The sequence below is a fragment of the Stappia stellulata genome (assembly GCF_020176715.1).
Classification (GTDB): Bacteria; Pseudomonadota; Alphaproteobacteria; order Rhizobiales; family Stappiaceae; genus Stappia.
The window spans coordinates 127,032-139,723 of the sequence record NZ_JAIVMF010000002.1; the positions used below are offsets into that span (position 1 = coordinate 127,032).

Sequence of the window (12,692 nt, forward strand, 5' to 3'; positions counted from 1 at the left end):
ATATTTGTATCGTAACAAGTACTAATTGTTATTTCTTGAAGAGTTTCTGAGGCTTGCATGAGCCGGACGGCAGCGCAGGCGCGCGTTGGCTTTCGTCGAAATGCACGTATGTGTTGCAGGAGTATGCCGAATGAAGGAGGCGCCGATGGCGGGTTCGGACGACGCGCGATCCAGTGAGGGGCCGAGCGGTGCCGAAGCGCAGGGCGAGGCCTGGAAAACGGCCTTCGGCGACGCCTATCTCGATCTCTATGCGACCGAATTTTCCGAAAGTCTCGACAGGACCCAGGTCGGAGACATCCTTGAGCTGCTTGATATTGGCGCCGGCGCAAGACTGCTCGATGCCGGCTGCGGACAGGGGCGGCATCTGCGCCAGTTTCTCGCCCGCGGTCTGGAGGCGATCGGCCTCGACTTCTCCGGCGACATGCTGAGAGCCGCCCGTCGGAGCGGTCTCCCCGAAACGTCCCTCGTGCAGGGCGACATCCGGCGTCCCCCCTTTCCCGATGAAAGCTTCGATGTGGTGGCGAGCCTCTATACCGCCTTCGGGTTTTTCGATGATCCGGCCCAGGACCTCACGGCACTCACGGCCTTCCGGCGCTCGCTGCGGCCCGGCGGATGGCTCATCCTGGAGACGATCCACGCAGGGGCGGCCGCGCGCTCCTGGCCGGCCGACAAGGCCTATCCCCTCGGGCCGTCGATCACGGTGCGCGAGCGGAACCGGCTGGACTGGGAACTGGACTGGGAAACCGGCACGCTTGATCAAGTCGTGACGGTGGAAGGGCCGGATGCGGCGCCGCGCGTCTTTGCAACGCGGCTGCGGATCTATTCGCGACAACGCCTGACGGAACTTCTGGACGCCGCCGGCTTCGTCGATATCGCCTGCATGGAGGGGCTGCGAACCGATCCCGACGCGGCGCCGAGCTTCGGGCCGCTGCGTCCAGAGTCCTCCCGCATTGCCTGTATCGGCAGGCGCCCGGTCCATGCGGATGCGTGACGGCTTGCAGGTTTCGCCGCGCAATCCCGCGTGCGGTCCGGTTCAGGCCGTGGAGCGCCGATCGCTGGCCGCCGCGCTCGACACCACCCTGGCCCTGCATGGCGCCGGCATCGCGCTGGTCGATGCCGGCGGCGCGCGCTCCTACGCCGATCTGCGCCGGGCCGGCCATGCCGTGGCCGCCTATCTGCACGACAAGGGGATCGCTCCGGGGGACCGGATCGCGCTTGTCGGCGGCCGGTCGGCGGCGCTTGTCGCCGCGCAGATCGGCTGCCTGTTTGCCGGTGCCGTCCCCGTGCCGCTCGATCCGGCGCATCCGCGCGACCGGCTGCGGATGCTGCATGAGGAGGCAAGGCCCCGCCTTACCCTTGCAACCGATCCGGGCGTCGATCCGGTGGAGGGGACGATCCAAGCGCTTGAGCCCTTCGCCCTGCCGGCGGTGGACGGCGAGCAATGGCTTTCAGATGATCCCGACATCCCGGCGGTGGTCTATTTCACCTCCGGCTCGACCGGCCGCCCCAAGGGCGTTCTCACGGCCCAGGACGGGATCCTCAACGAAGCGACCTGGACGGCGCGGGCCTTCGCGCTGGAGCCTGGAACGCGAACGGGATGGACCGCGTCCTCTGCCTTTGCCGTCAGCCGCTGGGAGGTCTGGTCGGCGCTTCTCGCCGGTGCGGAAATCCATGTCGCCGCCGACGCCGATCTTGCCGACGGGCCGGCCTTTGCCCGCTGGCTTGAGAGAACGGGCGTCGCGGTCACCTTTCTGGCGACGGCGCGGGCCGGCATGCTGCGGCGGGCGGATTTCACCCACCGGTGCCGGTTGCGGCTCCTGATCGTCGGGGGCGATGTGCTGCGCGCGGTGCCAGAGGTGCCCGAGACCTGCGCCCTCATAAACGCCTTCGGCATCACCGAGGCGTCCAGCGTGCGCAGCGTCGAGCCGCTGACGCAGGGGGCGGCCCCGGATGGCGCCATCGGCTTTCCCATCGCCAATACCGCATTTTACGTGGTGCGGGCCGATGGCCGTTTGGCCGGGCCGGGCGAGACCGGTGAGATCCATGTCGGCGGGACCGGGCTTGCCATTGGCTATCTCGACCGGCCGGAGGCGACGGCGGAGCGGTTCGTCCGGCCCGCTTTTTCCGGCGGCGCGCGGGTCTATCGCACCGGCGATCTCGGCCGGATCGATCCCGAGACGGGGCGGATCTTTCTCTCCGGTCGGGCGGAAAACGATGCCAAGTTCGGCGGCGAACGCATTTCGGTGGAAGAGATCGAGCAGGCGGTTGCGGGACTTCTCCGACGGCCGGATCTCTGCGTCGTCGACCGTGGCGTTGAGGCCCGGCCCCGGCTTGTCGCCTGGCTTGCGGAGACCGCCTGGACCTTGCCCGAAGCCGCGCTGCGGCGTGCCTTGCGGGAGAAGCTTCCGGTCGCGGCCTGCCCCGATGTCTATGCCACCGCGCCGGGTCTTCCGCTCAATGCCCATGGCAAGATCGACCGAACCGCGATTGCCGCCTGGCCGCTTCCCGACTGGTCGGGAACGCGCGCCCTGACCGACGCTGAAGCCCGCGTCGGGCGGCTCTGGCAGGAGATCACCGGTCTTGCTCCGCGCGGGCCGGAGGACCGGTTTTTTGCCACTGGCGCAACCTCGCTCGATGCCATGCGCCTGCTGGGCGGCATCGCGCGGATGGTCGGCGTTTGGCTCGAACTCGGTGACCTGTTTGCCGATGACCGTCTGTGTTTTATCGCTGAGCGGATCGGTGCGGCAGGCCGGTTGGAGACGACCGTATTCGAGGGCGCGGAGGAGGGAAGCCAGTTACCCGCCCTGCCGGAACAGGTCGGCATCTGGTTCGCCGAGCAGGGATCGCAGGGCCATCCGCGCTACAATGAAGCCTTTCTGTTCAGCTTCGACGCCGCGCTTGGGCGCGAACAGGTGGCCGGTGCCGTGCGTGCCGTTCTGGCGTCCTGCGATGCGCTGGCGCTGACGATGCGCGAGAGCGCCGGCGCACTCCGGATCGTGCCGGCCGATCCGCTCCGGGTCGAGGAGGCGCTTGCCGCGCTTGCGGTTGACGACGGGACCTTCGACCCGGATGCCGTCGCTGCAACCCTGATGGCCGATCCGTTCGATTTGGACACCGGCCCCTTGTTCCGCGCCCGGCTTGTCGCGGCACCCGACGGCCGCAGCGTGCTCGTTCTCGTGCTTCATCATGCGATTTGCGACGGCTGGTCGCTCGCCGTCCTCGCCCGTGAATTCGCCCACCGGCTTGCGGCGGGCGATGCGGCAGATGCGTCCGCGCCACCGGCCTTCCGGGCCTGGATTGCGCGCAGGCAGGCTGCCTCTCGCGACGCGGAGGCCGACGAGGCCGGGCACGGGGCCGCCTTTGGCGCAGATGGCTGCTATGCGGGCTTTGAAAGCGGCATGGAGCAGGCGCCGGCTCCCTTTTGCGACAACCCCGACGGGCGGCTGGTCGTCGAGACGCTGCCACTTGCGGCGGACGACCGGGCGCGGATTGTCGCCTTTGCGCGGGCGCAGACCACGACGCTTTTTCGCATCGGGCTTCTGGCTTTCGCGACGCTTCTCTGCCGGCTCGGCGACCGCGACCGCAGCCTGGTCGGTGCTTTTGTCAGCGCGCGCCGCGAGGCAGCCGACTTCGAGACGGTCGGCCTGATGACGCAGACGGCGGTGCTGCCGCTGCGCATCGACGAGGAGGCAACGGTCGCGGCAAACCTTGCAGGGACCGGTCCGGCCCTGGCTGCCGGGATCGATGCCTCGCGCGCGGGCATTGCCCGGCTCGCTACGGCCTTTGCCGAGCGTGGCATGGATGTGGCCGCCGTTGCGACCTTCAGCCACGAGCAGGATCCGGACCTGTCCGGCGCAGGGCTGGTTGCCGCCAGCCACCGTCCGTCGCCCTTCGCCAAGTTTCCGCTTTCCGTGACGCTGATGGAGGATGCGCAAGGCGCGCTCCGGCTCGTTGGCGAGGCCGCGGTTCCGGCCGCGGAGCTGCGCCTGTTTCTCAAGCGGTTGCGCCGTGTTCTCGACTGGATGTGCTGCTCGCCGGAGCTTGCGCTGGCGGATTGCCCTGTCCTGCTTGATGGCGAGGCGGAGCGTGTCTTTGCCGCCGGCGCCGGGGCTGTCCGGCCGCAGCCGCCGTTTCTGACCGTGTCGCACGGCATCGAGGCGGATCTTTCCGCCCGGGCGGATGCGCCGGGTCTTGTCCGGGACGAGCGGACGTTGTCGGCGGGCGAGGTTCTGACCCTTGTCGGGGGGGCGGAGGCCTTGATGCGCGCGCATGATGTCGGACCCGGCGACCGTGTCGCGGTTCTGTCCGGGCCGTCGATCGTTTGCGTTGTCGCAATGCTTGCAATCTGGCGTCGCGGCGCGGCCTTCGTGCCGATCGACCCGGCCGCGCCCGAGGCGCTGATCCGCCAGATCGCCGGGGTGGCGGAGCCACGGCTGATCGTCGCGGCCGATGGCGCATCCTGGCCGGCCGACGGTTCTGTGCTTGCCCTCGACACCGAGACACTCGACCGCCACGCGCGGCCGCTGTCAGGCCCGAGCCTTGCCGATCCGGACGGGATTGCCTGGATCTACTTCACCTCCGGCTCGACGGGCGTGCCGAAGGGGGTCGCCGTGGCCCATCGGGCGGCGCGCAACCATTCGCTGCTCGCCGAATTCGTCAGCGATATCCGGCCGGAGGACCGGGTTCTGCAGTTCGCCTCGCCAAGCTTCGACGCCTACATCGAGGAGGTCGTCTATGCCTGGACCCATGGCGCGGCGTTGGTCATTCGCGACGACGCCATGATGGGATCTCCGGCCCGCTTCTTCGACCGCATCCGCGAGCAGGGCGTGACCATCCTCGACCTGCCGACGGCCTGGTTCCATTTCATTGCCGCCGGCCTCGACACGAACGAGGCGCGGGCCGCCTTGCGCCCTGTCCATACGGTTATTTTCAGCGGCGAGGCCGCGCGCCCCGATGCGGTCGACGCCTGGCGCGCGGCGGTCGCGCCTTCCTGCCGGCTCGTCAATGTCTATGGCCCGACGGAGTGCACGATCTCCTGCACCTATGGCGATTTGCGCGATCCCGACCGTCCCGTCAGCGTCGGTGTTGCGGCGCCCAACACCTATTGCCGAATCCTTGATCGGCGCCGCCGGCCGCTTCCCTTCGGGACCTATGGCGAACTTTGTTTCGGCGGATTGTGTCTGGCGGAAGGCTATGTCGGCGCGCCGGAGCGGACGGCGGAGCGCTTCGTGCCGGATCCCTACGGGGAGGCCGGAAGCCGGCTCTATGTCACCGGCGACCGGGCGATGCTTTTGGCCGACGGAACCATCCATGTCAGCGGCCGTCAGGACGAGATGGTGAAGATCCGCTCGCAGCGGCTTGAACTCGGCGATGTGGAGGTCGTTGCCCGCCGTCATTCCGGCCTTGCCGATGCCGCCGCCTTCCTCCCCGGGACCGAGCCCTTCGCCGACCATCTGCTGATGGCGATTGTCCCGCGCGATCCCGAGGTGTTCGATCCGAAAGCGTTTCGCGCCCACATCGCCCGGTATCTGCCGGCCGTGGCCGTGCCGCAGCGCCTGCTGGTTCTCGACCGCATTCCGTTGACGACCGCCAACAAGATCGACCGGCGGTCCTTGCGCGCCCTTGCCGCAAAGCAGGCGCGCGATGCCGCGGACGCCGCCACACTGGCGAGCTCCGACGCGGATCCGGAGGGCGGGTCGACGCAAGGCTGGATCCTCGCGCGCTTCCGCGCCGCGCTGGGGGATGCGGGTTTGCCGGCGGATGCCGACTTTTTCCTCGGCGGCGGCAATTCGCTGCTTGCGATGCGGTTGCTGGGCGAGATCGGGCGCCGCTTCGGGGCCGGTCTTCTCTATTCCGAGTTTCGGGCCCATCCGACGCCGAAGCGGCTTGCCGCCCTGGTGGAGGCGCGCGGTCCGACCCGGCCGGTGCGCGATCCGGCGGCCGTGCCTGTCGCGACCGACAGCGCGCCGCCGCTGCCGATCCAGGCGGCGAAGCTCAAGGTCATGGTGGAGCAGGGCGACGGCGGCGCCTGGAACCAGCCCTATGTTGCCGCCTTCGATGACGGGATCGACGCCGACCGCCTGCAGGCGGCACTCGAGCGTCTCGCCATCGAGCATTTCCCGCTCTCCGCCGTATGGGACGGCGACGCCGGGCTGTGGCGGCGGGGAAAGGGGTGGCCGGCGCATGTCCGCCGCGCCGTTCGCGACCAGGCGGAGGCGCAGGTGGCGATTGCCGAGGAATCCTGGCGGCCCTTCGACGTGACCCGCGAGCCGTTGTTTCGTGTTGTTCAGGTGGATCTCCCAGATGGCGCGTCCTGGCTTGCCTTCGTCTCGCACAACATCATGGTATCGGGGCAGGCGAACGACTATTTCACCGCGGTGATGGAGACGGCATCGGGCGACGCGGATATGGTTCGTCCGCGCGAGACCGATTTTCCGCATCTCGTTGCCTGGCGCGCCGGTTGGGAGCGGGATCGCAGGGCGGCCGCACGGCGGACCTGGATCGATCGCTGCGCGGCGGTCCGCGACTGGCCGGTCTATGAGGCGGCTGAGGTCAATCCGGTCGATCATCGCGTCGCGATCCTGCCCGAAGGCGCCGAGGCCGGGTTTGTCGAGGCCATGCGGGCGGCGGGCGTGACGGTGGCGGCCGGGCTTGCCCGCATCCTGCAGGACTTGCCGGAGGCGCGAGCCGGGCTGCTCGGCGTTCTTGTCGACGGGCGCGAGGCGGCCGGCTTCGGCGGCGTCTTCGCGCCGATGGCGGCAACCCTGCCGCTGGTGGTCGACGCCGGGCGCAGGGGAGACCTTGCCGCCATTCAGCACGGTCTCGACACGGCAATCGACGGTTATCCTTTCACGCTCAGCATGCTGGAAGAGGGGCTGCGGGAGAGCGGCCGGCTCACCGAACGGGAGCGGGCCGCCTTCGTGACGCTTTCGGTCGAACAGCCCATGGCCGTGCCGGTCATCGGCGGGCGACGCGGCCGCTGGCTTCGCGAGGTCAACGGCGCGCTGCGGCGGGAGGACACGAAGACCGTCTTCCCGCTCGCGCTCAATGTCGAAATCGATCCGCAAGGCTGGATCGTTGAGGTAACCTGTTCCACACAACTCCTGGGCGCATCGCGGGCCGAGGCCATTCTCGATGACGTGGTGGGCGCGCTGACCTCGGTGCAGGCCACCCGTCGCAGCGCCTGAGGATCGTCGAACACGAAAGAGGGGGAGCAAGCCATGTGGACTGCGACATACGAGCCTTTTGTGGTTTCGCTTGAGGACGCCGGCACCCGCATCCGGCCGGTCGCGGCCGAGGCCGCACAGCCCATGCTGAATTTCCCGGTCCTGCGGCCCCGTTACCTGCCGCCGGACACAAGGATGACCGAGGCGCTTTTGCGTGTCGAGGCGCCGCCGACGGAGGATGACGCCGTCGAGCGCGGTGCCCGCCCGCCCGACTGGACGAGCGCCAACACCTGTTCCTACCTGATGCGGTTTGCAGGGGCGAGGCGGCGCTTCCGCCTGAAGCAGTTTTTCTATGACTGGGCGCCGCCGGCCTGCGACCATCCGCCATTGTGGGCCGGCGCCGTCCGGCCCGTGCCCTCGGTTCCGCCCTATGTGACCTGGATCGGCACGGACTTCATGGAGCGGGCCGGGGCCACGTCGCGCATCAACCGGACCTCGGTGGAGATGTCGATCGCCGAGGGCGCCTATACGGACGAGGAGATCGCCGCGATCTTCAGCGGTCTCGAGCCGGTCGACGGGCAGGCCGCCCGCGTGCTGGAGTCCCAGTCCTTCGCGAAGCTGACCTATTGGTCGCGCCACGACCTGCCGGTCGTCAACGTGCCCTACGGTCTGTTCCGCTTCGGCCGCAGCGACGACGCCGAGCGAAGCGCCTGGGCGAGCGGTGCGCTCGAGACGCCTGGCATTCGCCAGCCCCGGCTCGATCCGGCATCGGGTTTCGCGCTCGACAGCACCGGCCTGTTCGGCGACGCGGAAACCCGCGAGGTGGAACTGATTTTCACCGCACCGCCTGGACGGGGCCGCGAGGTCCGCTTCATCCTGCAGGCCGGCGACAGGGGGCGCATCGCCTGGCCGCCCGTTGCTTCCTCCCACCCTGCCAATGGCGAGACGACAACCCTGAACGGGGCGGAGGCGCATATCCGCTTTATCGACGAGGCGGTCGGCCCCTGGGCCGCGGTCTTTGAGCGCGCCGGCACCCGCGCCCTCGTCATGACGTCGTCCGCGCATGGCCATGACAGGGCATGGTTCATGGATCTTCTCGCCAAGACAGATTGGAGCTGATGTGACGGAGGATCAGATCGCGCGCCCGGCCCGGCTGGACTGGCGGACCCGCATCCTCCTCTATGGCTACGGTTTTTTCGACGGGCTGATCCTGATCTATCCGGTCTATCTGCTGTATTTCCGCGATCAGGGCCTGAGCGAGACGGAAATCGCCACGCTGTTGATGCTGTGGCCGATTTCCTCGCTGCTGTTCGAATTGCCATCGGGCTATCTCGCCGACCGCTTCTCCAAGAAGACCATTCTCGTGGTCGGGCATGTCGCCTATCTCGGCTGTTTCGCCGTCTGGCATGTCCTGCCCACCTTCACCGGCTTCGGGATCGGACTTGCCCTTTGGGGCATGCGCGGGGCGCTTTCCTCCGGGGCCTTCCGCTCCTTCCTTTATGAGGAGATGGAGGCGCGCGGCACCCGCAACGCATTCGTCCAGGTGCTCGGGCAGATCAATGCGCTGAAATGGACGGCCATGCTGGTGGCCTATTCGGTCGGCCCGGCGCTGATGACCTTCGGCTTTACCCTGGTTCTCGCCCTGACGGCCACCGCAGCCGTCATCGCGCTCGCCGCGCTTCTTCTCGTGGAGCGCAAGGCATCGCCTGTTGCCGATGACGACACGGCAGGCTTCGGCGGGTTTTTCCGGGCCCTGAACAGCCATGTGCTGCGCGAGCCCTCCGTCTTGCGGGTGGTCCTTTTCGGCGGAGCGCTGCTCGGCACCGGGGCGGTCGATGAATATTGGCCGCTGCTCGGGACCGATCTCGGCGTTCCGGAAACGGCGCTCGGCCTGTTTCTCGGCGCCATCATGGGCGCGCAGGCGCTTGGCGATCTGCTGGCCCACCGCCTTGCCGCGCAGAGGCCTCTCTTCGTCGGCGCGGCGGTCGCCGGCGCGGGGGCCCTGCTTCTCTTCGGCGTCGCATTCGGAACCCTCTATGTGGCCCTGCCGGCGGTTGTCGTTTTCGCCATGCTCTATCAATGCGCGGTGACCGCGAATTCCGGTCTCTTGCACGACCGGGTCGAAGGGTCCGTTCGGGCAACCGCCGCATCGATCCTGGGGTTTGCCTCCAACATCATCTCCATCCTGCTGTTTTACGCGATCGGCCAGATCTCCGAGCGCGCCGGCGTGCCGCTCGCCATCGCCTGCGCCGGCGGGGTTTTCCTGATCATCGGCCTTGCCGGCATCCGTATGGAGCAGAAAGCCGGGCGCCTAGCGGGCGAGCGTGGCGGCAAGGACGCATAGACCGCCCAGAACCACGAGTTTGGCGGCGAGAAACGGCAGCACCGCGCGAATGATCGCGGGAAGCGTCATGCGATCCTTCATGACCCCGCTTGCCACGATCAGCAACAGGCCGAAGGGCGGGGTGATCAGGCCGATTTCCATGCACAGCAGGATCACCAGACAGGCCTGGAGCGGGGAAACGCCCGCCGTCGTCAGGACCGGCAGGACGAGCGGCACGAGGATCAGCGCCATGCTCACGCCGTCGACGAAGCAACCGAGAAGGATTGCGGCAAGGGCGCAGGCGAGAAGAAGGGCGAGCGGCGCCCCGGCGAGCACCTGCAGCATGTCGCGCACGCCTTGCGCGATGCCGAGAAAGACAAGAACCTGGGAAAAGATGCCGGCCGCGGCGATGACGAGAAGCAGGCCGGCTCCCTCGGTTGCGGCGCGTGTCGCCGCGCGCAAGATGGCCTGGCGGTCGAGTTCGCCCGATGCGCCGAGAAGCAGAACCGTGGTCAGGAGCCCGAGGGCGGCGGCTTCCGTCGGGGTGGCAATTCCAAAACCGATGCCGGCGACCATGACGGCAAAGATCGCCCCGGCGCGCAGCACGTGGGGGAGGAGCGGGGCCGGGGTGTCCGGTGGTGCATCGCTTTTACCGGGGATCGCGGGTTCGGTGAAGCGGATCACCGTCGCATGGGCAAGGGCGAGGCAGGCGCCCAGCGGCAGGATGGCGATCAGCATCGCGCCGACGTCGACCTGGGCGATGGAGGCAACGAGCACGGCGAGTGCCGACGGCGGAACGAAGATGGCGATGCCGCCGCTGGCGAGTGCGGCGCCGGTGAGCGGGCCGGGATCGGTGCGGCCCGCGTCCGTTGCCGGCTTCAGAGTGTTGAGGATGAGGGCGGCGGCGGCGAGAGAGGAGCCGGAGACGGCGGAGAGCAGCACGCCGCTGCCAAGTGCGACGAAGCCCTGGCGGTTTCCGGCCGCTCCGAGCCGGCCGCGGACGGCGTCGATGGCCCGGGCGCCGGCGCCGCTTTCGACCAGCAGATGGCCGATCATGAGAAAGAGCGGGATCGGCAGCAGCACGAAGCGCGATAGGCCTTCCACCAGCGAGCGCGACAGCAATGTCACGCCGACCGTGCCCGGAAAGACAAAAAGCGCGGCACCGAACACCACCGCCAGAAAGGCGAAGAACACCGGCACGCCGGCAAGGATCAGTCCGATCTGGCAGGCAAGGATCAGGGCGAGGGGAACGAGCCAATCCAAGGCCGGTCAGGCCCGGTTTCGGGCAAGGGCGGCGAGGCCGGCAACCCCGAACGCGAGTGCGGCTGCCGCCCAGACCGGAGCTTCCGGCACGTCGAGACCCTGGCGAAAATGGGCGTCCTCGTGCCAGGCGTCGCGCGCGAGGCCGGCATAGCGGAGGCTGAGCGCGAGGCAGAGCCCGGCGGTGAGCGCCGCGATCGCGCGGGTCCGCAGCGGAGATGCGCTGCCGCCCCATTGCAGCGCGATATGTCCGCCCGCCCGCGACAGGCCGGGCAGGGCGGCGAGCACCGAGGCGAGCAGCAGATATTCGATCCGCTCCAGTCCGATGACCACCGACAGTCCCAGATGGCGAAGCGCGAAATCGGCCAGGATCGCGGCAATGATCGCGAGCAGAAGGCCGGCGGAGAGAACGGTGGAGATGCGGACGAGCGATGTGAGCAGACGCATGCCTCTGCCTCACTCGCCGGCAAGTGCCCGCAGCCGCGCGACGATCTCGGGGCTTCGGGCGGCAAGATCGGCCCAATAGGCGGATTCCGCCCGCGCCACGAGATCGGCGCCGAGATCGATCGTGGCGATGCCGGCCTCGTCCTGTTTGTCGAGTTCCTGGCGGGTCGTCTCCGCCATCCGTTCGCTCGCCCGGGGCTCGAACTGCTGCACCGCGCGTTCGAGCGCCTGGCGATCCGCCTGCGCAAGGTCGTTCCAGATGCGCGCGTTCATCACGATGGCGATGGCCGTCTTGTAGAAGCCGGGCTCCACCCGGTGGCGCACGAAGGCATCCCAGCCGAAGGTGGTGACGTCCCACGCCGGCCAGCCGAACCCGTCGACGGCGCCGGCGCTCAGGGCCGCGTGGAGCTCGCCCGGCGGCAGGGTGAGGGTGGTCGCCCCGAGGCTTTCGTAGAAAGCGTCATAGACCGGGGTCACCCGCAGGCGAAGGCCGGAGAAATCGAGCGTTTCGACGGGATCGACCAGATAGGTAAAAAACGGAACGGTGTCGCCATAAACCCCCAGGAGCTTCAGTCCGGCCTTTTCGTGCACCTCCTCGAGGATCTCCCATGCGGGAGTGGCGCGCATCTCGTGATAGCGACCGGGCAGAAGCTGCAGGGCTTCTGCTTCCACCGCCAGGTCGCGATAGTAGTTGACCGGGAGAACGCCGATCTCGACCGCGCCAAGGGCGACCGCCCGGCCGAGCTCGAATGGCGGCACGGCCTCGGGCCCGCCGATCACCGTGATCCGGGGACCGGTCTCCCCGGCCGATGCATTGATCCCGGCCACCAGATCCTGGAACGGGGCGATGAAGGCGGATCCCGGCGGCAGGAAGGTCACGGCCTTGAGCGGGGAGGCCGTCTCGGCCCGGACCGCGCCCGGCAATGTGATCGACAGTGCGACCGTCACGGCACCTGAGAGGGCGACCGACAGAACAAATGGGGCGGCAAGGGCGAGGCTGCCGGTCGTCATGACCCGGACCCAGCCTCGGACGAGCGAACGCAGGGACATCGGGCAACCTCACAGGTGGGATCTCGCAGAAATTGTAGGATCCAGATAATACAATTCCTGACGCAGCGTCAAGAACTTGCAACCGGTCGGCGTCAGGCCGTTGCCGGGCGGCGCCGACGCCCCGCGGGACGACCGTCGCGAAGGGCCGTGCCGCCTGCCACGCCGCAGCCAGCTTGCGGGGCGCTGCCTGAGTCAGGTCTGGCGCCGGCCTGCGTCCGCGTTGTCCCGAATGCCCCTCGCGATCTCGACGGTCACGGTGACCGGGTGAACGGTTGCGTTCCTCCCCGATTTTGGCCCTCCAGATGTTGACCCTCCAGTTGCTGGAAGTGTTTGCGTGCCGCGACCTCGGCGGTTCGCCGCCGCCGTCCCGTCCAGCGGGTCTGCCTCGCCAAACGCGGAACTCAGACACCGAAGTCCCGTTTGCAATCCACAAGGTGCCACCAGGAGGG

7 protein-coding genes are annotated in these 12,692 nt (G+C 68.4%); 4 read left to right on the forward strand and 3 right to left on the reverse strand.

What is annotated here, in order from left to right; translation table 11 throughout:
• The first annotated feature begins 145 nt into the window (after positions 1-145).
• Genes LC092_RS03620 through LC092_RS03635 form a run of 4 tightly spaced genes read left to right on the forward strand, consistent with a single transcriptional unit; the run spans position 146 to position 9,510 of the window.
• Entirely contained in the window at positions 146-991 is an 846-nt protein-coding gene (locus tag LC092_RS03620; protein ID WP_224805074.1) for a class I SAM-dependent methyltransferase, read from the forward strand.
• Positions 978-7,187 (forward strand): non-ribosomal peptide synthetase, encoded by a 6,210-nt coding sequence (locus LC092_RS03625; RefSeq protein WP_224805075.1) that lies wholly within the window; start codon positions 978-980, stop codon positions 7,185-7,187. Before LC092_RS03620 ends, LC092_RS03625 begins: the two co-directional genes overlap by 14 nt.
• 33 nt (positions 7,188-7,220) lie before the next feature.
• A complete protein-coding gene (locus LC092_RS03630; RefSeq protein WP_224805076.1) occupies positions 7,221-8,285 on the forward strand; it encodes a hypothetical protein in 1,065 nt (354 codons plus the stop codon).
• 1 nt (position 8,286) lies between these two features.
• On the forward strand, positions 8,287-9,510 hold the full coding sequence (locus LC092_RS03635; protein WP_224805077.1) for an MFS transporter: 1,224 nt from the start codon (positions 8,287-8,289) through the stop codon (positions 9,508-9,510).
• Here the strand turns inward: LC092_RS03635 and LC092_RS03640 are convergent.
• The 3 genes from LC092_RS03640 to dctP are packed head-to-tail and all read right to left on the reverse strand — an operon-like array spanning position 9,478 to position 12,204.
• Positions 9,478-10,752 (reverse strand): TRAP transporter large permease subunit, encoded by a 1,275-nt coding sequence (locus LC092_RS03640; RefSeq protein ID WP_224805078.1) that lies wholly within the window; start codon positions 10,750-10,752, stop codon positions 9,478-9,480. The two genes, LC092_RS03635 and LC092_RS03640, sit on opposite strands and share 33 nt — an antisense overlap.
• Before the next feature lie 6 nt (positions 10,753-10,758).
• Positions 10,759-11,196: a hypothetical protein gene (locus LC092_RS03645; protein WP_224805079.1), complete on the reverse strand. Its 438-nt coding sequence runs from the start codon at positions 11,194-11,196 to the stop codon at positions 10,759-10,761.
• A gap of 9 nt (positions 11,197-11,205) precedes the next feature.
• Positions 11,206-12,204 carry a TRAP transporter substrate-binding protein DctP gene (dctP, locus tag LC092_RS03650; protein WP_224805080.1) on the reverse strand — a complete coding sequence of 333 codons (999 nt, stop codon included), beginning with the start codon at positions 12,202-12,204 and terminating at the stop codon, positions 11,206-11,208.
• Between the last annotated feature and the right edge of the window lie 488 nt (positions 12,205-12,692).